Origin of the sequence: Rhodococcus sp. IEGM 1307, assembly GCF_030056915.1 — a bacterium.
Classification (GTDB): Bacteria; Actinomycetota; Actinomycetes; order Mycobacteriales; family Mycobacteriaceae; genus Rhodococcus_F; species Rhodococcus_F opacus_D.
In genome coordinates this window covers 142,120-164,279 of sequence record NZ_JASHKW010000003.1, presented here as the reverse complement: position 1 = coordinate 164,279, position 22,160 = coordinate 142,120, and the positions used below count along the sequence as shown (strand labels likewise).

Annotated in this window: 22 protein-coding genes; 16 read left to right on the top strand and 6 right to left on the bottom strand. The window is 68.8% G+C overall.

Features of this window, described 5'->3' with window-relative positions; all coding sequences use genetic code 11:
• The first annotated feature begins 17 nt into the window (after positions 1-17).
• The 12 genes from QM841_RS07000 (at position 18) to QM841_RS06945 (ending at position 11,769) form a co-directional block, all read left to right on the top strand.
• Positions 18-893, top strand: coding sequence for an alpha/beta fold hydrolase (locus QM841_RS07000; protein ID WP_283331399.1), 876 nt, complete (start codon positions 18-20; stop codon positions 891-893).
• Entirely contained in the window at positions 890-2,602 is a 1,713-nt protein-coding gene (locus tag QM841_RS06995; RefSeq protein WP_283331398.1) for an FAD-binding protein, read from the top strand. Before QM841_RS07000 ends, QM841_RS06995 begins: the two co-directional genes overlap by 4 nt.
• Positions 2,602-3,387, top strand: coding sequence for a 2-keto-4-pentenoate hydratase (locus tag QM841_RS06990; RefSeq protein WP_280781485.1), 786 nt, complete (start codon positions 2,602-2,604; stop codon positions 3,385-3,387). Before QM841_RS06995 ends, QM841_RS06990 begins: the two co-directional genes overlap by 1 nt.
• An 11-nt stretch (positions 3,388-3,398) precedes the next feature.
• Entirely contained in the window at positions 3,399-4,301 is a 903-nt protein-coding gene (locus tag QM841_RS06985) for an acetaldehyde dehydrogenase (acetylating) (RefSeq protein WP_283331397.1), read from the top strand.
• A gap of 35 nt (positions 4,302-4,336) precedes the next feature.
• Positions 4,337-5,395, top strand: a complete 1,059-nt coding sequence (dmpG, locus tag QM841_RS06980) for a 4-hydroxy-2-oxovalerate aldolase (protein WP_280781487.1) — start codon at positions 4,337-4,339, stop codon at positions 5,393-5,395.
• A 40-nt stretch (positions 5,396-5,435) separates the two neighbouring features.
• The gene (locus QM841_RS06975; protein WP_283331396.1) at positions 5,436-6,614 is read left to right on the top strand and encodes an acyl-CoA dehydrogenase family protein; all 1,179 of its coding nucleotides are present in this window, start codon (positions 5,436-5,438) and stop codon (positions 6,612-6,614) included.
• 88 nt (positions 6,615-6,702) lie between these two features.
• On the top strand, positions 6,703-7,614 hold the full coding sequence (bphC, locus tag QM841_RS06970) for a biphenyl-2,3-diol 1,2-dioxygenase (protein WP_283331395.1): 912 nt from the start codon (positions 6,703-6,705) through the stop codon (positions 7,612-7,614).
• On the top strand, positions 7,611-8,765 hold the full coding sequence (locus QM841_RS06965) for an alpha/beta hydrolase family protein (RefSeq protein ID WP_283331394.1): 1,155 nt from the start codon (positions 7,611-7,613) through the stop codon (positions 8,763-8,765). Before bphC ends, QM841_RS06965 begins: the two co-directional genes overlap by 4 nt.
• Before the next feature lie 78 nt (positions 8,766-8,843).
• A complete protein-coding gene (locus QM841_RS06960; RefSeq protein WP_283331393.1) occupies positions 8,844-9,230 on the top strand; it encodes a hypothetical protein in 387 nt (128 codons plus the stop codon).
• A 2-nt stretch (positions 9,231-9,232) separates the two neighbouring features.
• Positions 9,233-10,309 carry a PEP/pyruvate-binding domain-containing protein gene (locus QM841_RS06955; protein ID WP_283331392.1) on the top strand — a complete coding sequence of 359 codons (1,077 nt, stop codon included), beginning with the start codon at positions 9,233-9,235 and terminating at the stop codon, positions 10,307-10,309.
• Positions 10,309-10,908 (top strand): hypothetical protein, encoded by a 600-nt coding sequence (locus QM841_RS06950; protein WP_283331391.1) that lies wholly within the window; start codon positions 10,309-10,311, stop codon positions 10,906-10,908. The genes QM841_RS06955 and QM841_RS06950 overlap by 1 nt, the downstream gene beginning before the upstream one ends.
• Before the next feature lie 18 nt (positions 10,909-10,926).
• Positions 10,927-11,769, top strand: a complete 843-nt coding sequence (locus QM841_RS06945) for a DUF427 domain-containing protein (protein ID WP_283331390.1) — start codon at positions 10,927-10,929, stop codon at positions 11,767-11,769.
• On the opposite strand, the gene QM841_RS06940 is transcribed toward QM841_RS06945, so the two are convergent.
• Positions 11,766-13,001: a low temperature requirement protein A gene (locus tag QM841_RS06940; RefSeq protein ID WP_283331598.1), complete on the bottom strand. Its 1,236-nt coding sequence runs from the start codon at positions 12,999-13,001 to the stop codon at positions 11,766-11,768. The genes QM841_RS06945 and QM841_RS06940 overlap by 4 nt on opposite strands.
• A gap of 69 nt (positions 13,002-13,070) precedes the next feature.
• Entirely contained in the window at positions 13,071-13,886 is an 816-nt protein-coding gene (locus QM841_RS06935) for an alpha/beta hydrolase (protein WP_283331389.1), read from the bottom strand.
• 230 nt (positions 13,887-14,116) lie between these two features.
• Here QM841_RS06935 and QM841_RS06930 point away from each other — a divergent pair, with 230 nt between their 5' ends.
• Complete coding sequence (locus QM841_RS06930; RefSeq protein WP_283331388.1) at positions 14,117-14,902, top strand: SDR family NAD(P)-dependent oxidoreductase; 786 nt, start codon at positions 14,117-14,119, stop codon at positions 14,900-14,902.
• A 9-nt stretch (positions 14,903-14,911) separates the two neighbouring features.
• On the opposite strand, the gene QM841_RS06925 is transcribed toward QM841_RS06930, so the two are convergent.
• The 3 genes from QM841_RS06925 to QM841_RS06915 are packed head-to-tail and all read right to left on the bottom strand — an operon-like array spanning position 14,912 to position 17,121.
• Positions 14,912-15,703, bottom strand: a complete 792-nt coding sequence (locus QM841_RS06925) for an SDR family NAD(P)-dependent oxidoreductase (protein WP_283331387.1) — start codon at positions 15,701-15,703, stop codon at positions 14,912-14,914.
• A 22-nt stretch (positions 15,704-15,725) separates the two neighbouring features.
• Positions 15,726-15,980: a hypothetical protein gene (locus QM841_RS06920; RefSeq protein ID WP_280781498.1), complete on the bottom strand. Its 255-nt coding sequence runs from the start codon at positions 15,978-15,980 to the stop codon at positions 15,726-15,728.
• Positions 15,958-17,121 carry a 3-ketosteroid-9-alpha-monooxygenase, oxygenase component gene (locus tag QM841_RS06915; protein WP_283331386.1) on the bottom strand — a complete coding sequence of 388 codons (1,164 nt, stop codon included), beginning with the start codon at positions 17,119-17,121 and terminating at the stop codon, positions 15,958-15,960. The genes QM841_RS06920 and QM841_RS06915 overlap by 23 nt, the downstream gene beginning before the upstream one ends.
• Before the next feature lie 167 nt (positions 17,122-17,288).
• Between QM841_RS06915 and hsaA the strand changes: the two genes are divergently transcribed.
• On the top strand, positions 17,289-18,455 hold the full coding sequence (hsaA, locus tag QM841_RS06910) for a 3-hydroxy-9,10-secoandrosta-1,3,5(10)-triene-9,17-dione monooxygenase oxygenase subunit (RefSeq protein WP_283331385.1): 1,167 nt from the start codon (positions 17,289-17,291) through the stop codon (positions 18,453-18,455).
• Here hsaA and QM841_RS06905 read toward each other — a convergent pair whose 3' ends face one another.
• Entirely contained in the window at positions 18,456-19,994 is a 1,539-nt protein-coding gene (locus QM841_RS06905; protein WP_283331384.1) for an FAD-dependent oxidoreductase, read from the bottom strand.
• Between the two features lie 184 nt (positions 19,995-20,178).
• On the opposite strand from QM841_RS06905, the gene QM841_RS06900 reads away from it, so the two are divergent.
• Together QM841_RS06900 and QM841_RS06895 are read left to right on the top strand one after the other, a co-directional pair.
• Positions 20,179-20,790, top strand: coding sequence for a TetR/AcrR family transcriptional regulator (locus QM841_RS06900; protein ID WP_011597920.1), 612 nt, complete (start codon positions 20,179-20,181; stop codon positions 20,788-20,790).
• Between the two features lie 182 nt (positions 20,791-20,972).
• A complete protein-coding gene (locus tag QM841_RS06895; RefSeq protein ID WP_283331383.1) occupies positions 20,973-22,136 on the top strand; it encodes a steroid 3-ketoacyl-CoA thiolase in 1,164 nt (387 codons plus the stop codon).
• Positions 22,137-22,160 lie beyond the last annotated feature (24 nt).

Here is a 22,160-nt window from a genome sequence, read left to right as displayed (position 1 = left end):
TGGCAACGTGACCGACCATGACGACTGACTCGAGTTACGAGGGCACCCTGAAGGAGCTGAAGACCGACCTCGGCGTGCTTCGCTACCATGAGGCCGGCGACGGCCCGCCTCTTCTGCTGCTGCACGGCTCCGGCCCCGGCGTGACGGGGTGGCGCAACTTCCGCGGCAACCTCGGCGTCTTCGCCGAGCACTTCCGCACCTTCGTCCTGGAGTTCCCGGGATTCGGGGTCAGCGACGACTTCGGCGGTCATCCGATGCTCACCGCAGGCGACGCGGTACTCCGCTTCCTCGACGGGCTCGGACTGGACGAGGTGGCAATGCTCGGAAACTCGATGGGCGGCATCGTCGCCACCCAGTTCGCCATCGCGCACCCCGACCGGGTCGGCAAGCTGATCACCATCGGCGGCATCGGCAGGAACCTCTTCAGCCCCGGCCCCGGTGAGGGCATCAACCTCCTGATGGAGTTCACGGACGACCCCACCCGGGAACGACTGATCGCGTGGCTGCACTCGATGGTGTTCGACCCCGCGATGGTCACCGAGGAACTGATCGAGGAACGCTGGACGCAGGCAACCGACCCCGAGACCCTCGCCAGCGCCCGCAAGATGTACAGCAGGGCGGCGTTCGAGGCCGGCGCCCGGGCTGCACTCGAGTCCGATGCGACGCCGTACTGGGCTCAGCTGCACAAGGTGAAGGCGCAGACACTGCTCACGTGGGGTCGCGACGACCGAGTCAGCCCGCTGGACATGGCGATCATCCCGATGCGGTCGATTCCCCGGGCGGAACTGCACGTGTTCCCGAACTGCGGGCACTGGGCAATGATCGAGCAGAAGACGGCGTTCGAGAGTGCCGTCCTCGCCTTCCTCCTCCGCAAGGACGGCACCGGACGATGAGCGGCACCGAAGAAAACTTCGACACCACAGTCGATTTCCTCGTCGTCGGCAGCGGTGGCGGCGGTATGGCCGCGGCGATCACCGCGGCCGACCGGGGAATCGACACTCTCGTCATCGACAAGGGCGCCACGTTCGGCGGATCCACCGCCATCTCCGGGGGCGGCATCTGGATTCCCAACGCCCCGACACTGCGGGAAAAGGGCGTGATCGACTCACGGGAGTCGATCCGCCGCTACCTCGACATCATCACCGAGGGCACGGTTCCCGCCGACCGTCTCGACGCGTTCGTCGACAAGGGCCCCGAGCTGATGGAACTGCTCGACCGCAGCCCGCACATGAAGCTGTACTGGGTGAAGGGCTACTCCGACTACCACCCGGAGTATGACGGCGGCCGTCCGCTCGGACGCACCATCGAATGCACGCCGTTCGACACCCGGGCGCTGAAGGAGGACGAGCAGTATCAGCGGCCGAACAGCATGAAGGGTCCGCTGGGACTGTGGGTCACGTCCAAGGACTACCACGACCTCGCCATGGTCAAGCGCACCTGGAAGGGCCGCAAGGCATCACTGGTCGCGGCGTGGCGGGTGGCGTCCAACGTGATCCGCCGACGCCACATGGCCACCGGCGGCCGCGCACTCGTGGCGCGGATGCGGATGGTCCTCGAGGATGCCGGGGTGCCGCTGTGGCTGAAGACGTCGATGACGGAACTGATCGTCGACGGCACCGGAGCGGTCGTCGGTGTTCTCGCCGAACGCGACGGGCACACGGTCCGGATCGGCGCCCGCCACGGCGTGCTGCTCGCGACCGGCGGATTCGACCACAACCAGGACATGCGCGCGAAGTATCTACCCAAGCACGGCGTCCCGGACGTCAGTGCCGGCGCCCGGGAGAACACCGGCGACGGCATCGTCGCCGGCCAGAAGCTCGGCGCGGCAGTCGACCTCATGGACGACGCCTGGTGGATGCCGTCGGTGCTCCACCCGATGGGCGCCGTGATCCCGCTCGTCTCGGAACGGTGCATTCCGCCGTCGGTGATCGTCAACGGCCGCGGCGAACGCTTCACCAACGAGTCGTCGCCGTACGTGAACTTCGTCCACGACCAACTCGACGGCGGTCACGTCCCGGCGTGGTTCGTGATGGACGGCAAGGCGAAGTCGCGGTACCCGTTCGCGCAGGTGCTGCCGGGTGTGCCGTTCCCGCAGGGGTTCTACGACTCCGGGGTCGTGCACAAGGCGGACACGCTGCGCGACCTCGCCGACGCGATCGGCGTCAAGGCCGACACCCTGGTCGCGACCATCGACCGGTTCAACGGCTTCGCCCGCACCGGCAAGGACGAGGACTTCGGCCGCGGCGACAGCGCGTACGACCGGTACTACGGCGACCCGACGATGAAGAACCCGTGCCTCGACGAGATCGTCGAGGGACCGTTCTACGCGATCCGGTGCGAGGCCGGCGACCTGGGGACCAAGGGCGGACTCGTCACCGACGCCGACGCGCGGGTGCTCCGCGAGGACGGTTCCGTCATCGACGGCCTGTACGCCACCGGCAACACGTCGGCGTCGGTGATGGGCAACGAATACGCCGGTGCGGGCGCGACCATCGGTCCCGCCATGGTGTTCGGCTACATCGCCGCGCTGCACGTCGCCGACGTGAGTGGCGAGGCGTCCCGGACCACGCGACAGCACTCACGTGCGGGAGAGGTGGCGTGATGCTGAGCGATGCGCAGCGACTGTCCGCCGCCCACCTGCTGCGGAACGCCGAACAGGACCGTGCGCCGATCGACCCGTTGACCACCGTGTTCCCGGGCATCGACGTGGTCGACGCCTACGAAATCGCGCTGATCAACATCCGCGCGCGGCTGGAGGCGGGGGAGACGGTGTACGGCCACAAGGTCGGGCTGTCGTCCGAGGTCATGCAGAAGATGATGGGCGTCGACGAACCCGACTACGGACATCTGCTGTCGAGCATGGTGTACGCCGAGGGGACGCCGATCGACACTGCTCGATTCTGCTACCCGCGCATCGAGGTGGAGATCGGGTACGTCCTCGGCGAGACCCTGCCGGGGGAGGGATGCACCGAAGAGGACGTGCTGGCGGCTACCGAATACATCGTTCCCAGCATCGAACTGATCGACTCCCGCATCACCGACTGGAAGATCGGGCTCGCCGACACGATCGCCGACAACGCGTCCTCGGCCGGGGTGATCCTCGGCGCCGGACGGGTGGAACCGGCGAACGTCGACATCGGCGGGATCTCCGCCGTGCTGTTTCAGGGCGAGGAGGAGATCGCGCGGGGCGAGGCGTCGGCGGTGCTCGGCAATCCCACGAAGGCCGTGGCATGGCTGGCCCGGAAGGTCGCGAGCTTCGGAGTGCGACTCGAGGCCGGGCACGTCATCCTGCCCGGCTCGTGCACCCGCGCGATCGACGCCCGGCCCGGTGACGTGTTCCGCGCCGATTTCAGTGACATCGGTTCCGTATCAGTAGAATTCAAGTAAAGGCGACAACTGTGACCAAGGCTCTCGCCGCGATCGTCGGATCCGGCAACATCGGCACCGACCTCCTGTACAAGCTCCTCCGCTCGGAGATCATCGAGCCCCGCTGGATGATCGGCGTCGACCCGGACAGTGAGGGACTGAAGCGCGCCACGGACCGGGGTGTGATCGCCAGCGCCGAGGGTGTCGACTGGCTGCTCGCCCAGGACGAGCGTCCCGACATCGTCTTCGAGGCCACGTCCGCCTACGTGCACCGGGCGAACGCCCCCCGCTACCGGGAACTCGGCATCCAGGCCGTCGACCTCACCCCCGCCGCGCTCGGACCCGCCGTCGTGCCCGCCGTGAACATGGGCGAGCACCGGACGGCGCCGAACGTCAACCTCATCACGTGTGGCGGCCAGGCAACCATCCCGATGGTGTACGCCGTCTCCCGGATCGCCGAGGTGGCGTACGCCGAGATCGTCGCCAGCGTGGCGTCGCCGTCCGCAGGCCCGGGCACCCGCGCGAACATCGACGAATTCACGATCACCACGAGCCGGGGCATCGAGACGATCGGCGGGGCGAAGAAGGGCAAGGCGATCATCATCCTGAACCCGGCCGAACCGCCGATGTTCATGAAGGACACAGTGTTCTGCTCCATTCCCGCCGACGCCGACCGGGACGCGATCACCGCGTCCATCCACGACGTCGCAGCGTCCGTGCAGGCGTACGTCCCCGGCTACCGACTGCGCGCCGAACCGCAATTCGACGACCCGACGCCGATCAGCGGTGGCCTCGCCCGGGTCGGCATCTTCCTCGAGGTAGAGGGAGCGGGCGACTTCCTGCCGCCCTATTCCGGCAACCTCGACATCATGACCGCCGCCGCCACCAAGGTCGGCGAGAGCTTCGCGACGCAGATCCTCGGCGCGAGCGTCTGACGCGTCCGCCCCATTCACTCTTCGAAGGAATACCGATGCCTTACAGTGCCGATCTCGACATCCGGGTGACGGACTCGTCCCTGCGCGACGGATCCCACGCCAAGCGACACCAGTTCACCGTCGACCACGTCCGCTCGATCGTCGGGGCGCTCGACGCCGCCGGGGTCCCGGTCATCGAGGTCACCCACGGCGACGGACTCGGCGGTTCCTCGTTCAACTACGGCTTCAGCCACACCCCGGAGCAGGAACTGATCAAGGCCGCGGTGGAGACGGCGGAGCGGGCCAGGATCGCGTTCCTCATGCTCCCCGGACTGGGCGTCCAGTCCGACATCCGGGAGGCTGCGGACAACGGCGCAAGCATCTGCCGCATCGCCACGCACTGCACCGAAGCCGACATCTCCGTGCAGCATTTCGGTCTCGCCCGCGAACTCGGGCTGGAGACCGTCGGCTTCCTGATGATGTCGCACAGCCAGCCGCCGGAGGTTCTCGCGAAGCAGGCCCGGATCATGGCCGACGCCGGCTGCCAGTGCGTGTACGTGGTGGACTCGGCCGGGGCGCTGATCCTGAACGCCGTCAGCGACCGGGTGTCCGCCCTGGTGGCCGAACTCGGCGACGACGCGCAGGTCGGCTTCCACGGGCACGAGAACCTCGGGCTCGGTGTCGCCAACTCGGTGCTCGCCGTCGAGTCCGGCGCCCTCCAGATCGACGGCTCCACCCGGCGCTTCGGTGCGGGCGCGGGCAACACCCCGGTCGAGGCGTTCGCCGCCGTCACCGAGAAGCTCGGAATCCGCACCGGCATCGACACGCTGAAGATCATCGACGCGGCCGAGGACGTCGTCCGGCCGATCATGGACGGCGACTGCCTGCTCGACCGGCTGTCGCTGACGATGGGCTACGCGGGTGTCTACTCCAGCTTCCTCAAGCACGCCGACTCCCACGCCCGCCGGTACGGCGTGTCCGGTGCGGAGATCCTCATCGAGGCCGGCCGACGCAAGCTGGTCGGGGGTCAGGAGGACCAGCTGATCGAGATCGCCCTCGGTCTCGCAGACCGGGAGTCCGCGGGTTCCGCAGTCGCCGAGAAGAAGTCCGCCTAGGCGTTTCGCCGGGTACCGACACCAGAAAGCCGAGATCATCATGGGCCAGGTTCTTGACAGGATCGAACAGTACGCGGACGAGATCCGAGCGGAAGGCGCCGAGGGCGACAAGCTGATGCGCCTGTCCGACACCTCCGCGAAACGGTTGCGCGACTCCGGAGTGATGCGGATGCTGCAGCCCAAGGAGTACGGCGGCTACGAATCGCATCCGCGCGAGTTCGCGGAGACCGCGATGGGCATCGGCGCCATCGACGGGGCCGCGGGCTGGGTCAGCGGCATCGTCGGCGTCCACCCGTGGGAACTCGCGTTCTTCGACCGCACGGCCCAGGACGAGGTGTGGGGCGAGGACTCCGACATGTGGATGGCCTCGCCGTATGCGCCGATGGGTGTGGCCGTGCCCACCGACGGCGGCTACGTCCTCAACGGCCGGTGGTCGTTCTCCTCGGGCACCGACCACTGCGGGTGGATCATGATCGGCGCCGCGGTCGGCGACCGGGACGGCAACCGGGTGATGCCGCCGCAGATCCTGCACGTGCTGCTGCCACGCCCGGACTACGACATCGACCAGGACAGCTGGAACGTCGTCGGACTGCGCGGCACCGGGTCCAAGGACCTAATCGTCAAGGACGCGTTCATCCCGCAGCACCGGACCCTGCAGGCCGACAAGGTCTTCGACGGGTCCGCGCCGAAGGAGTTCGGCCGCACCCAGACGCTCTACAACTTCCCGTTCTCGTGCATCTTCCCGCTCGGCATCACGTCGTCGCTGATCGGCATCGCCGAGGGCGCGCTGGCCTGCCACCTGAATGCGCAGCGTGAACGTGTCACCGTGTCGGGTACCGCGATCAAGGACGACCCGTACGTGCTGTTCGCGATCGGCGAGGCGGCGGCGGAGATCGCGGCGTCGCGCGCGGCGATCCTCGAGACGGTCGACCGGTTCTGGGACATGACCGAGAAGGGCCGGGACGTCTCGTTCGAACTCCGCTCCATCGGCCGGCGCACGCAGACGGCCGCCGCGTGGCGGGCGGTGCGTGCCGTGGACGAGATCTTCGCACGCTCCGGTGGCGGTGCGCTCCAACTGAAGACACCCCTGCAGCGCTTCTGGCGGGACGCCCACGCCGGCCTCTCCCACGCCATCCACGTGCCGGGGTCGATCTTCCACTCCTCGGCTCTGACCCAGCTCGGCGGGGAACCCCAGGGCATCCACCGCTCCATGATCTAGGCGCTCCGCGCCCGTGCGCCTTTCTGGTAGTCCCTGCTACCAGAAAGGCGCACGGGCGGCGGAGCCGCCTCCAGGAAAGGACTTTCACATGACCGACATTCGCGGGCTCGGCTACCTCAGGATCCAGACGAAGGACGTGCCACGCTGGCGTGAGCTGGTGGTGGACGGGCTGGGCATGGCCGAGGGTTCCGGTCCCGAGCCCGACGGCCTGTACCTGCGCGTCGACGAGCGGCGGTCGCGGCTGATCATCCTCCCGGGTGACACGGACACGGCACTCGCGGTGGGGTGGGAGGTGCGCGACCAGTTCGCCCTCCAACGGGTGCGTGAGCAGGTGGAGAAGTCGGGTGTCACGGTCGACGTCCTGTCCGAGGAAGAGTCGCGCTACCGCGACGCAGAGCAGGTGATCGCGTTCGACGATCCGTCCGGCACACGGGTGGAGGTGTTCTTCGGACCCGTCCTCGACCACAGCCCGGTCGTCACCCCGCACGGCGGGCGGTTCGTCACCGGCGCACAGGGTCTGGGGCACGTGGTCCTCCCGACGCCGGCGTTCGAGGAGGCCTACACGTTCTACACCGAGGTGCTGGGCTTCCTGCCGCGCGGGGCGATCCGGCTCGGACCGGCCGACGCCCCGGGACCGGCCCGCCGGGTGCGGTTCATGGGTGTCAATCAGCGCCATCACAGCCTCGCGTTGTGCCCTGCGCCGCACAGCGGCGAACCCGGGATGGTGCATCTGATGACGGAGGTCGACACGCTCGACGCCGTCGGGCAGGCACTCGACCGGCTCGGTAAGCTGGGCTTCTCCATCTCGTCGACCCTCGGCCGCCACACCAACGACCGCATGGTGTCGTTCTACGTGCGTGCCCCCGGCGGCTGGGACCTCGAGTTCGGCACGGAGGGCATGCTCGTCGACGAGACGCACTACACTGCGGAGGAGATCACGGCGGACAGCTACTGGGGTCACGACTGGTCGGGTTCCGAGCCGCTGGCGGCGTTCTCATGACGTTGTCGCGCGCCCGGATCGGCGCGGTGGCCGCACTCGTCCTCCTCGGTGGAACCGCCTGTTCCACTGCGACTTCCGAGACGGCGACGGATCCGGCTGCGCTCCGGCCGGGACAGCTGCTGTCGTCCCGCGCCGTCGCGGACGGTCCGGCCCTGCCGAGCGCCGGACGGAACGAGGTGATCACCTACGCGTCGCAGGACGGCAACGGCGATCCCGTCGTGGTGTCGGGCGCCGTGTCGATTCCTCGCACGCCGGCACCCGAGGGTGGATATCCGGTGATCAGCTGGGCGCACGGCACGACCGGCGTCGCGGACGCCTGCGCCCCGTCCGCGGATTTCGCCGGCGGCCCCGCCCACGGCTATCTCTCCGGGGTGAACGCGTCCCTCGACGACTGGGTCGCCAAGGGATATGCGGTGGTGAGCACGGACTACCAGGGTCTGGGCACGCCGGGCATCCACCCGTACGTCAACGGTGACACGGAGACGAACGCTGTCGTGGACATCGTCCGCGCCGCCCGTGCGATGGATCCGGCGGTCGGCTCGACGTGGTTCGTGATCGGCCACAGTCAGGGTGGGCAGGCGGCGTTGTTCACCGCCGCGCAGGGCGGGGAGCGCGCCCCGGAACTGCACCTCGGTGGCGCCGTGGCGATCGCGCCGGGCAACGGGCTCGACCAGACGCCGCAGTACTTCCGTTCGGGTGTTCCGGGTATCGAAGCGGCCGAGGCGTTCCTCCCGCTGATCCTCCTCGGGGCCCAGGCCGCGGATCCGGCCATCGTCCCGTCGGCGTTGCTGACGGAGCGGGCGCAACCGCTGTTGACGGTGGCGCGGACCGGGTGCATCGACGACATCCGGAAGGTGCCGCCCGTGCCCGCCGGTCAGGTCTTCCGTCCCGACGCCGACCTGGGACCGCTCACCGAGTACCTGGCCCGGCAGGAGCCGTCGAGGGTCCACGTGCTGGTCCCGACGCTGGTCGCGCAGAGCTCCGGCGACCTGGTGGTGAGCAAGCCGTCGACGGATCTGATGGTGAAGACGTTGCAGGACAACGGGAACGAACTGACATATCGGACGTACGAGGGTGCGGACCATCGCGGGACGATCGGCGCGTCGCAGAAGGACGCGCAGGAGTTCGTCGCCGGGATCCTCGCCGGCTGAGGATGCCGGGACCTCGCCCGACGACACGACTATCAACAGAATGTTGACAACAGACTGTTGATGGCGTGAGCTGGTCGGGTGACCACCGACGACCAGACACACGCCGCCGAGCTCGATCAGGCACGCACGACGCTGAACGAGGCCGGTGCCGCGCGGCTCGAGCGGCGTCCCTGGGAGCATCCCGGGCAGCCACGTTCAGACACCGATCTCGTCAGGTTCGCGGCGTGGGCCGGCCGGGACGCACAGGGCACGGACCCGGCAGTGCTCGCGGCCGGGCTGCGGCTGCTGTCGTCAGCTCGGGTCGAGCTCGATCAGATCGAGTCCGGCCTGCTGTTCGCTGCCCGTGCCAGTGCGATGACCTGGCCGCAGATCGCGCAGGCACTCCGCCTGGGTTCGGCGCAGGCTGCCCAGCAGCGCCTGAACCGGGTGCTTGCCCGGGCCGGCGACCGCGACGCGGAGGCCTGAACGTGCCGATCGTGCCCCTGCCGGACGCGTCCGAGCGTTGCGGTGCCAAGGCCCGCAACCTCGGCCTGCTGCTGCGTGCCGGATTCCGGGTGCCCGCGGGATTCGTGATACCCGACCCGCTCGGCGACCCGGGTTGGGAGCGGGCGATCGAGGCCGGACTGCACCGTCTCGGTCCGGGTCCGTTCGCGGTGCGCTCGTCCGCCCTCGCGGAGGACGGCGCCGAGTCTTCGTTCGCCGGACAACTGGCCACGACGCTCGGGGTCACCACCACCGCCGAGGTGATCGAAGCGGTGCATCGCAGCGCCGCGTCGTGCTCCTCACCCGAAGCCGTCGCCTACGCGGCTCGCACCGATCGGGAAGCTCCGGCGTCGGCCGGGGTGATCGTGCAGGTGATGGTGCAACCCGCGACGGCCGGAGTCATGTTCACCCGGCACCCGGTCACCGGGGCCGAGCAGGTGGTGATCGAGGCTGCGCGGGGCCTCGGCGAGGCAGTCGTGGCCGGGACCGTCACTCCGGAGGCGTACCTGGTCGACGGTGTGCACGTGCAGGTCGCCCGGCACCGGGGCGGGCAACTGCTGACCACTGCCCAGGCTCTGGCCCTCGCGGCGCTGGGACGCGACGTCGAGAGCCTGTTCGGGTGCCCGCAGGACATCGAGTGGGCGATCGCCGGCGACGACATCTGGGTCCTGCAGGCCCGCCCGATCACGACCGCGTCCTCCGCCGCGCTGCCGGTGCGAGCAATGCCGGGGGAGATGCTGCTGACAGGCGTCGCAGCCAGCCCGGGCACCGCTGCCGGGCCTGCGCGGATCATCGGCAGCCTGGACGACTTCGCCCGCTTTCGTTCGGGCGACGTGCTGGTTTGCCGAACGACCTCGCCGGCGTGGACGCCGCTGCTGGCCCGCGCGTGCGCGGTGGTCACCGAGACGGGCGGGATGCTCGCCCACGCCGCGATCGTGGCCCGCGAATTCGGCATCCCGGCAGTCCTGGCAGCGGCGGGGGCCATGACCACCCTGACCGAGGGCCGACGGGTCCGCGTCGACGGCACCCACGGGCACGTCGGCGCCGCGGGGAGGATGTGATGTCGCACCGCACACCGACGGACATCCTGGTGCTGCACGCCGTGCGGATCCTGGGCTACGCGGAGACCGCGCGCATCGCTGCCCGGTTCGCGCTGCCTGCAGGACTGGCAGCCGAGCACCTGCTCGATGCCGAGGCCCGTGGGTGGGTCACCCACACCGACTTTGCCGGGGACGGCGGCTGGTCCCTGACCGAAACCGGGAAGGTGCACGGCGAGCGACTGCTCGCCGCCGAGCTCGACCGGTGCGGCACCCGCGCCGTGGTGGTGCAGGTGCACCAGGACTTCCTGCCGCACAACGTCGCCGTGGCGGACGCGTGCACCGCCTGGCAGCTGGCCGAGATGGGCCTCGGCGAGGCGACCGTGACCCTCGACGAGACGATCACCCGACTGGCGACCGCGGCGCACGACCTGGGCGAACTCGAGGCGCGCCTGGTCGCGGGCATGGACCGGTTCGCCGGCTATCACCATCGGTTCGCCGGCGCCGTCGAGCGAGCGGGTACCGATCCGGGCTGGATCACGGCAACCGACCGCGACTCCTGCCACCGCGTCTGGTTCGAGTTCCACGAGGACCTCGTCGCTTCCCTCGGCCTGGCCCGATGACAGGCCTAGTCTCGACTCATGGGCCTGCGACTGCGAGACAGCATCGGACGTCAGCTATGCGAGCTTCGCTACGAGCCGACGGCGAAGCGGATCCGTGCCGTGCTCAACGGGACCACCGTGGTCGACAGTGACCGTGCGGTCCTGGTCTGGGAACCGCGGCGCGTCGTTCCCACGTACGCGGTACCGTCGGAGGACATCGACGCGGAGTTGGCGCCGGAGCCAACGGATTCGGTGGCTGCGGAGGGGACCGGCGACGTCGGCTTCGCCCTGCCGGACGTGACGACGATGCCGGTACTCGACCCGCGGGTGCCGTTCTCGGTGCACAGCACGGCGGGCGAACCCGTCGTGCTCCGTACCGCCGGCGCAGAGCACGCCGTGGGGTTCCGGCCCGGCGACGAGGATCTGACCGGGTACGTGGTTCTCGATTTCGACGGCTTCGACCGTTGGCTCGAGGAGGACGACGAGATCGTCGGTCATCCGCACGACCCGTTCCAGCGCATCGACGTTCGCCGCACGTCCCGCCACATCCGGGTGATGCTGGGCGGCACCCTCCTCGCCGACACGCGGCGGGCGAAAATGCTGTTCGAAACACTGCTGCCGGTCCGCTACTATCTGCCGCCCGGCGACGTCGTCGCGGAACTGCAACCGAGTGCGACGACGTCGTACTGCGCCTACAAGGGCGAGGCCGCCTACCGGTCCGCGGTCACCACAGGCGGAGTGCTTCACGACATCGCGTGGCGATACGACGAGCCCCTCGTCGACGCGTCGGAAGTTCGGGGGCTCGTGGCCTTCTTCGACGAGCGGCTCGATCTGGTCGTCGACGGTGTGGCCCGGCCTCGGCCGGTGACTCCCTGGTCCTAGTACTCCTCGCCGGCGCCGGTGTCGGCGCGCCCGAGGACGATCTCGAGCGCACGGGCCTCGTGCGCGTGTCCGAGCAATTCGTATCCGACGACCGTGACGACCGGTGCCAGCATCACCACGATCAGACACCACGCCATCGACACGCCTTGCGCCGCCAGCACCAGTGCGAGCGCGATCGTGGCTGCGGTCAGGACGAGGAGCAGGATGTGGAACGGGTCGGGCACCCGCAGCAGATACGTGTACAGCGCGTAGACACCCGCGAGGAAGATCGCGACGGGTGCGGCGACGGAGAGCACCGTCGCCGTCGCGCCGATATGGGAGGCGTGTTCGATGTAATACGCCGCCACGTGTAGTCCGGCCCCCACCGCGGCCAGCGACGCGAAGAGCGCGATGTGGCTGTAGCCCCAGACGAACGACCGGCTGCGATACACCGCGAGCACCTCGGCCGACGGCAGGGTGTAGTACACCCACCACAGTCCGAACGTGAGTCCGATGCCGGCGACCGCGACGAGTATCGCATCGAGTGTCCAGCCCTGGTGTTCGACCACGGCGGACAGCGATGCCACGGTGCCGATCACGCCCTCGCCGAGGGTGATGATGACGAGCAGCCCGTGACGCTCGACGATGTGGTGTGCGTGCCAGGGTGTTCCGCCCTTGTACCGTTCGGCGATGACGGGGCTGGTCAGCTCGACGAGGATGAGGATCGCGCCGAGGCCGAACGCGTACTCGACGGTGAGGGGCGCGATCACCAGTGCGACCCAGCCGATCTGCGCGAGGACGAGCATCGTGGCATACGTCAGTGACGCGGAACGGTGCTCGGGGTCGTGTTTGGCGGCGCGCAGCCATTGGAACACCATGGCGATGCGCATGACGATGTACCCGGACACCATCACGGAATTGTCGAGTTCGACTCCGCGGTCGATGGACGCGAACATCGGAGGCATGCCCAGCGCCAGGATGACGACGCCGATCATCTGGATCATGGTGGTGACCCGGTAGATCCAGTCGTCGGTGTCGTAGGCCGACGCGAACCAGGAGAAGTTGATCCACGCCCAGATGATCGAGAACATCGCGAACGCGAATCCCGCCAGCCCGGCGGCGACGTGTCCTTCGGCAACGAGGTGCGCGAACTGATCGCCCGCGACGCCGAACGCGACGACGAACGTCAGGTCGAACAGCAGCTCCAGCGGCGTTGCCGCACGGTGTTCCTCGTGCGGATCACGCCCGACCATCTTCTGGACACGGTGGGCGAGGTTCCTGCTGTTCGGTGCCGGTTGTCCGGGCGTGTTCACGGCGGCCCGCTACGGAGTTCCCTGGTCTGCCTGCACCACGAGGTCCGCGACCGCGCCGGGCTGGGACACCAGGACGGCGTGCGACGCCGAAACTTCCGTGATCCGGGCTCCCGCGCGCGTGGCCATGAACCGCTCCGCGGCTGCCGGAATCACGCGATCGTTCTGAGCGACCATGGCCCAGCTGGGGGTCGACGCCCACGACGGATCGGCGGTCGGCTCGAGGTTCGCGACGAGCGCAGCCGACTTCTGGTGCGCGATCATCCCGGCGACGGTGGCGTCCGGGACGTCCTGGGCGAACACCTCGTGGAATCGGCCGGGATCGATGTACCCGTCGAGGTTTCTCCCGGCGATTCCGGTGGGATCGTTCTCGACGACCTTCACCTGCAGCACCGGCGGGAGCAGCTGGCTGCCGGGGAACCGGATCGGGTCGAGGTTCAGCATGACCGGCTCGCCCTGCGCCGGGGCGAAGGCCGCCACGTAGACGAGGGCCTCGACGTTCGGCGAATGCACATTGGTGATGACGGCGCCGCCGTACGAGTGACCGACGAGCACCACCGGTCCCGGGATGTCCGCGAGCACCTTCTCGATGGCGGCGGAGTCGTAGGCCGGTCCGCGCAACGGGTTGTCCGGGACCACGACTTCGTACCCTCGGCCGCGCAGTTCCGCGGCCACCGCATCCCAGCTGGTGGTGTCGGCGAACGCGCCGTGTACCAGCACCACCGTCGGCAGATCCTGGGCGAGGGCCGGTCCGGCCCCCACGGTCAGCGTGCCGGCAGCCGCGATCGCGCACGCGGCAACGGCGGTTCGAAGTCGAAGAAGTCGCATCACTCGTCTCCGGAGTCAGGAAAGAACACAGTGGTTAGGGGTGAAGGGGCTTGCGCGCCAGGTGTAGTCGCGTGACGACAGGCATCGCCGTACGAGAGCAACGCCGTGGCCTGGCCCTTCGTCGCTGAGATTACTCGCCCGCAGCGCGGTCGGCACCATTTCGGCTAGCGTGATCGGAGGGGGACGTTCCGCTCGTCTGTGCACGCTCCGCCGTCGTCAGGAGGAACCCCGTGGATCTCGCCTTACGTGGCACCGTCGCCGTGGTCACCGGAGCCAGCAAGGGAATCGGGCTCGCCATCACCCGCGCGCTCGCCGCGGAAGGCGCGTTCGTGGTGGCGGGGGCGCGTTCGCCCAGCCCCGAACTGGAAGAACTCGTCCGCGGCGGAACGGTGGAGGCGGTGCACGTCGACCTGTCGACCCCCACCGGTCCGGGCGAACTCGTCGCCGCCGCCACTGCTCGGGGCAGTCTCGGCATCGTCGTCAACAACGTCGGCGCCGCCCACCCCAGACTGACCGGGTTCCTCGACGTGACCGACGAAGACTGGATCACGACGATGAATCTCAACCTGATGTCGGCGGTGCGGACGATCCGCGCCGCCCTGCCCACGATGATCGCGGCGGGCCGGGGAAGCATCGTGACCACGAGTTCGGTCAACAGTTTCCTGCCCGACCCCACCGTCATCGACTACTGCGCGTCCAAGGCCGCGCTCACCAACTTCTCGAAGGCCCTGTCGAAAGAGTTGGGACCGTTGGGTATTCGGGTGAACACCGTCAGCCCCGGTCCGGTGTCGACCGCCCTCTGGCTCGGCGACGACGGGGTCGCCGCCACGGTGGCGCGCGCCGCAGGCGGTGACCCGGAGGCAGTGGCGGAGCGTGTCGCGGAGCAGGCGGTCACGGGCCGGTTCACCCGCCCGGACGAGGTGGCGGATCTCGTCGTGTTCCTCGCGAGCGGCCGGGCGGGCAATGTGACGGGCTCCGATTTCGTGATCGACGGCGGACTCGTCACCACCCTCTGACGTCCGCGGCTACCGGCGGCCCAGAAGTTTCCGCATACCCTCGGCTGCCCCGCGCACGAGTGCGTCGCGGGGGAAACCGCTGCGCTTGCGCGCCGCGTCGTAGTTGCCGCCCGCCACCCAGACCGGGCCGTCGGCGATGTGCGCGAGCCCCTCACGGGCAACATCTTCGGGTTCGGCGACGTTCATTCCGGGAAGATCGAAGTTCAGGCCCGCCCGGACCATCGCCGGTGTGCGGGTGACGCCGAGGACCAGTTCGACCACGTGGACGCCGAACGGCGCGAGTTCGAGCCAGAGGCTTTCCGCGAAGATCCGGCCGAACGCCTTGGCTGCGGCGTAGATGCTCTGGTCTTCCGAACCCAGGTACCCGGCCAGCGAACCGACCAGCATGACGCCACCGTGGCCGCGGTCCTTCATCCTCGCGGCGAAATGCTGCGAAAGGTGCAGCTGCGAGGTGATGTTCAGGTCGATGACGCGCTGGAAGCCGGCGAGGTCGCCGCTGACGAACTCGTGTCCGTAACTGTTGGCTCCGGCGTTGAAGATCAGCAACCCGACCTCGACGTCGTCGGTGGCCGTGCGGATCCGGTCGAGGGCGTCCGGATCAAGGAGATCGAGCGCGAGTGTGCGCACCAGGACGCCGTGGGCGCGGACCGTGGCCGCGGTCTCCTCGAGCGGCCCGGGCTTACGGGCGATCAGCACGAGGTTGATCCCCGCGCGGCCCAGTTCCTCGGCGAAACTCGCGCCCACACCCTCGGAGCCGCCCGCTATCACGGCCCACGGACCGTAGTGCTCGGTGTCGATCATGTTGTGTCCTTCCGAAAATCGTTCAGTGGGCGACGGTTGGGGTCGGGACGGGGTCGGGATCGCGCACCGGGACGACGCCCGCCTCCGCGGCTCGGGTGATCGACGCCGTCAGCGCCGAACATCCTTTCCGGGGAGCGCCGGGGCCCCCCGGTCCGGCGCTGCCGATCTCGCGGCACCGGGCGCGGGCCGCGTCGTCCCACTGAACGGAAGTGTGTTCCCAGCTGTTCTTCTGGACCAGCACGCTCGCGCCGCACTCAGTGCACTGCAGCGGTTGCATCGGCTTCGCGCGCCTTTCGTGCGAGGTTCTCTTCGACTTCCCTCTTCCACGACTCCACGGGGCGGGTGGTGTCGAGTTCGAATTCGAACCGGTCGGTCATCTGCGGGGTCACCGCGTCGACGTCGACGTAGAACTGCTCGTACCACCGTCGCAGCTGGTAGACTGGGCCGTCCTCCTCGCACAGGAGCGGATTCTCGATGCGGGTCTTGTTCTTCCAGATCTCGATGTCCTGCTCGAAACCCTTCGCGATGAACGTGCCGAAATTCTTCGCCATCTCGGTGGCCGCGTCGCCGTCGAGTTCCTTCGACTTCTTGACGATGATGCCGTACTGCAGCACGAACTTGTCGGCACTGACGGGGTAGTGGCAGTTGATCAGCACGGAGTCGACGTCGTGTGTCTCGTAGCGGTACGTCAGGTCGTCGACCATGAACGACGGACCGAAATACGTCGCATCCGAGCGGCTTCCGAGCATGCGGGGCTGACCCGACGCGTGCGGGCGCATGTCGTCGCGGGCCTGGCCGCGCATGAACTGGCTGGCGACGTGGCCCTCGAAGATGTTCTTGAAGTAGGTGGGGAACGAGTAGTGCACGTAGAAGAAGTGCGCCATGTCGACGATGTTGTCGACCACCTCGCGGCAGTGGGTGTCGACCGTGGTCCGGTACCAGACCCAGTCCGTCCACCCGTCGTCGAGTGCGCCGTCGATGCGGGGAATCGTGACGTCCGCGGGCGGCGGATTGCCCTCCGGATCGTTCCACACGAACAACATCCCGTCCTGGTCGAGCGCGTGCCACGACCGGGTCCGGGCGAGCGGCGGAACCCGGCGCGCGTACGGAATCTTCTTGCACCGGCCGTCGCTTCCCCACCGCCAGTCGTGGAACGGGCACGCCACCTCGTCGCCCTTGACCGTGCCCTGGCTGAGGTCGCCGCCCATGTGCCGGCAGTAGCCGTCGAGCACGGCGAGATCGCCCGCACCGTCGGCGAAGACGACGAGTTTGGTTCCGAACGCTTCGACGGAATGGGGCTTGCCGTCCCGGAATGCCTCGGACAATCCGATGCAGTGCCATCCACGGGCGAATCGGGTGGGCGCTGCGCCCGCGTCGATTTCGCGTACCTCGACTGTCTCGGACTGTTGGGTGGTCACGATGCGTCCCGTCCTCTCCTGGGCTTGTGCGGTGCCCTGCACGCTAAGTGAGCGCGGACGGCGCGCATCGCGTGGTCCCACTGGACGGGACCGGGCGGTGGGGCGGTGTTTCCCGTTGAGCGAGACGCACATCCACGCGCGGGTGTGATCGCCCTACCCTCCGACAGATGACGAACGAGGTCCTGAGATCGGTCCGCGGCCTGCTGCCGATGATCGCGGAACGCGCGGACAAGGTCGACGAGTCGCGGCGGGTGTCCGAACAGGTGATCCGTGAGCTCGGCGACGCCGGATTGTTCAAGATGCTGCAGCCCAGGCGGTACGGCGGCACGGAAGGCGATCCGGTGCACTTCTACGAAGTGGTGCGCGCAGTGTCCGGTGTGTGCGGTTCGACGGGCTGGCTGGCGTCCGTGCTCGGGGTGCACCCGTGGCACCTGGCGCTGTTCGACGACCGGGCGCAGCGGGACGTGTGGGGCCACGACGATTCGGTGCTCGTGTCGTCCGCCTACGCACCCGTCGGGCGGCTCGTTCCGGTCGAGGGCGGTTACCGGCTGACGGGGGACTGGCATTTCTCCTCGGGCTGCGAGCACGCGTCGTGGGCGCTGCTCGGCGCGATGGTGGTCGGGACTGCGGGCCGCCCGGTCGATTTCATGACCGCGCTGGTGCCGCGGTCGGACTACCGCATCCACGACGTGTGGGACGTGGTGGGGATGCGCGGCACGGCCAGCAACGAGATCAGTGCCGAGGACGTGTTCGTTCCCGACTACCGGATCAAGAGGAACTACGAGACGGCGCAACTGCGCGGACCCGGACAGAAGGTGAACCGGGGACCGCTGTACCGGCTGCCGTTCGCCACGCTCTTCACGACCGCCGTCGCGGCGCCCGGGGTCGGCATCGTCGCGGGGTGCTACGAACGCTATCTGACGTTCATGCGGGAACGCGTGCGGCTCAGCCTCGGTGGCGGAAGATTCGTCGACGACCAGTTCGCCCAGGTCGCGGTGGCCCGGGCGTCGTCCGAGATCGACGCCGCGATACTGCAGATGGATCGCAACGTGCGTGAACTGTGGGAACTGGCCGAGGCCGGGGAGGAACTCCCCATGGGTCTGCGCCTGCGGGTGCGCCGCGATCAGGTTCGCGCGACCGAGCGAGCCCTCGACGCGATCGACCTGCTGTTCAAGACCGCCGGCGGAAGTTCGCTGTCGCGCGGCAACGCGATCGAACGGTCGTGGCGCGACGCCCACGCGGGCAGCGTGCACGTGGCCAACGAGCCCGAACGCGCCCTCGCCCTGTTCGGCAGGGGCGCGTTCGGACTCCCGGTGGAGGACAACCTCGTGTAGTCAGCTCCGCATGTGCTGAACTGCCCGGTAGGAGAAGACCATCGCGGTGCCGAGCGGCACTCCGGGACCAGGATAGAACCGGCCGCTGAGCGATGCGCTGGTGTTGCCCGCCGCATACAGTCCGTCGATGGGCGTGCCGTCGGCGCGCAGGACGCGGGCGTCGGCGTCGGTCCGGACACCGCCCTTGGTGCCGAGATCGCTGAGCACGATGCGGGCCGCGTGGAACGGGCCCTGCGACACCGGGCTCAGTGCCGGGTTCGGGGGCGCGTCCGCACCCGTGCCCGGAGGGCAGAAGAAGTTGTCATACGGGTCCTCTCCCCGGTGGAAGGCCTCGTCGACGCCGTGCTTGGCGAAGTCGTTGAACTGTTCGACGGTGCGGCGCAGAGCGTCTGCGGGGACGCCGATCTTCTCCGCGAGTTCCTCGATCGTGTCGGCCGAGACCCAGGTTCCGGCCGCGTGATGCTTCTCTGCGGAGATGTTCGGAATGGAGATGGCAGGCAACACGGGCCCGCCCTCCTTCGAGTCGAACACGAGATACGAACTGCCGCTTCCGTGCTCGATCATCGCTCGACCGAACTGGTCGTACGGCAGCGACTCGTTGAGGTACCGCTCTCCGGACGCGTCGACGAGAATGCCGCCGCGCACGCCCACCATGAAAGCGCCGGAGCCGTCCGGAAGTTCGACCCCGGGGCACCACCACGCCTCGTCGAGGAGTGCGGTGTCGGCACCGATCTCCACCGCCGCCCGCAGGAGGTCGCCGGTGTTCGCGCCGCGCGGGCCCATGCTCCAGTCCGCCTTGCCCGGCGTTCCGTTCTCGGTGCGCAGGGCCGCGTTGCCCTCGATCCCGCCGGCCGCGAGCAGCACGCCGCGGGCCGCCCGGATCCGGACGGTCTCACCGGCGGCGTTCGTCGCCTCGACGCCGACGACCCGGCCGTCCTCGACGATCAGCGAGCGCGCGGCGGTCTCGGTGCGCAGTTCCGCGTGCCCGGTGCCGTGCAGAGCCATGAGAAGGCGGCCGATCAGGGCGCGGCCACCGTTCAGCGTTCCCTCCGGATGCGGTTTCCCGGCCCGGTCGACGTCGGCCTCGGGCCGGATGACCTCGCGCAGGTCCCCGACCTCGTCGCCCGGCAGGTCGAGCGGGTTGATCGCGCGACCGTAGTCCATCCGGCCGGGGGCCTTGTAGTAGTCGGGGAACGCGCGCCACTCGAACTCGATGTGGGGATCGCGTTCGAGAAGGTCGACGAGCTCGGGCGCCGTGGCGACGTACGCCTCCTGACGGTCGATCTCCTCGTCGCCCACCACTGCGCGCAGGTACGTGCGCGCCTTGTCCGTGGAGTCGCCGATGCCGGCGCGCTCCTGCACGGCGGTGCCCGGCAGCCACACCGCGGCGCCGGAGTACGCGGACGTGCCGCCGAACAGTGGGGTCTTCTCGAGGACGAGGGTGCGCAATCCCTGCGAAGCGGCCGTGTAGGCGCCGGTCAGCGCGCCGCCCCCCGAACCGACCACCAGCACGTCGCACTCGGTTGTCCAGTCCTGCATCGTCGTTTCCTCCGTTGATGGTCTGTGGAGACTGGCGGTCCAGTCGTAGGGTTCACGCAATCGCATCCGGGCGACCTGCGGCACGTGCGGTCCCACTCACCGGACGAAATTCGATGGTTTCCCGATCCAATGCGAGAATCGACACCGGATCCGGGGCTGTGTGCGGAGTGAAGGGGGATCGAGGGTGCCGAGAATCGCCGAAGTGCGGGACGCTGCCGAACCGAGTTCGGAGGAACAGCGGGCACGCCACGTCCGCATGCTCGAAGCCGCGATCGAACTGGCCACCGAGAAGGAACTCGCCCGAGTCCAGATGCACGAGGTGGCCAAACGCGCCGGCGTCGCGATCGGGACGCTGTACCGGTATTTTCCGTCGAAGACGCATCTGTTCGTCGCCGTGATGGTCGACCAGATCGACCGGATGGGTGTCGGGTTCAAGAAGAGCGCGCCCCCCGGCGAATCGCCGCAGGATGCGGTGTACAACGTTCTCGTCCGCGCCACCCGCGGCCTGCTGCGGCGGCCCGCACTGTCCACCGCGATGATCCAGTCCACGAGCACCGCCAACGTCGCGTCCGTGCCGGACGCGGGGAAGGTCGACCGGGCATTCCGGCAGATCATGCTGGACGCCGCCGGGATCGAACATCCGACGGAGGAAGACCTCACGGCGCTGCGCCTGCTGGTGCAGTTGTGGTTCGGCGTCATCCAGTCCTGCCTCAACGGCCGGGTCTCGATTCCCGATGCCGAGTCCGACATCCGTAGGGCGTGTGACCTGCTGCTGGTCAATCTGTCGCATCGCTGACAGCCCGCCGGCGTGGGGCGGCCTCACCGTAGAGATCGAAGTGAAATTCATTCCTGGCCTCTGAGCTGCGCGGAGAACTATTTCGCACGGCAAAGGGCATTGATGTCTCCTCAAAAATAGAATACATTTCAAAAATTAGCCGCGGGCGCGTCCGCGAGCCAGAAGAACCCAAGGAGCGGAACATGGGCAACGCCGTCATCGTCGACGCGGCACGGACACCGATCGGGCGCCGGCGCGGGGCGCTGTCCGGACTACACCCCGCCGCACTGCTCGGCGCCGCACAGCGGGGTGTCCTCGAACGTGCCGGTGTCGCCCCGGCGGACATCGGGCAGATTGTCGGCGGATGCGTCACCCAGGCCGGTGAGCAGTCCAACAACGTGACCCGGCAGGCATGGCTGCACGCGGGACTGCCGTACGCGACGGCGGCTACGTCGCTCGACTGCGCCTGCGGATCGTCCCAGCAGGCCGTGCACGTCGTGGCGGGTCTCATCGCGTCCGGCCAGATCTCCGCCGGAATCGGGTGCGGTGTCGAGGCGATGAGCCGGGTGTTCCTCGGCCAGGCCGTCACACCGGAGACCGGCAACCCGTACCCCGACGACTGGTCGATCGACATGGGCGACCAGTTCACGTCCGCCCAGCGCATCGCCGAACTGCGCGGACTCGGGCGCGGCGACGTCGACGCGTTCGGCCTCGAGTCGCAACGACGCGCCGCCCAGGCCTGGGCGGACGGACGGTTCGACCGCGAGATCGTTCCCGTCACCGCTCCCGTCGTGGACAAGTCCGGCACACCCACCGGTGAACTCGCGGTGGTCACCCGGGACGGGGGACTGCGCGAGACGACGGCGGAGGCCCTGTCGGCCCTGAAGCCCGTGATCGACGGCCACGTCCACACCGCGGGCAACTCGTCCCAGATCAGCGACGGCGCCGCCGCCGTCCTGCTCATGGACGGCGGCCGTGCCCGCGAACTCGGATTGCGGCCGCGCGCGAGGATCGTCGCGTCCGGCATGGTCGGCTCCGACCCGTACTACCACCTCGACGGGCCGATCGAGTCGACGCGCATGGTCCTCGAACGCGCCGGAATGTCCTTGGGCGACATCGATCTCGTCGAGATCAACGAGGCGTTCGCGTCCGTCGTGCTGTCGTGGGCGCAGGTGCACGGGGCCGACATGTCGAAGGTGAACGTCAACGGTGGCGCCATCGCACTCGGACATCCGGTGGGCTCCACCGGGGCCCGGCTGATCACGACCGCCCTGCACGAACTGGAGCGCTCCGACACCTCCACCGCGCTGGTCACGATGTGCGCCGGTGGCGCGCTGTCCACCGCAACCATCATCGAACGCATCTGACCCCGAACGATCGACGAGGCCGAC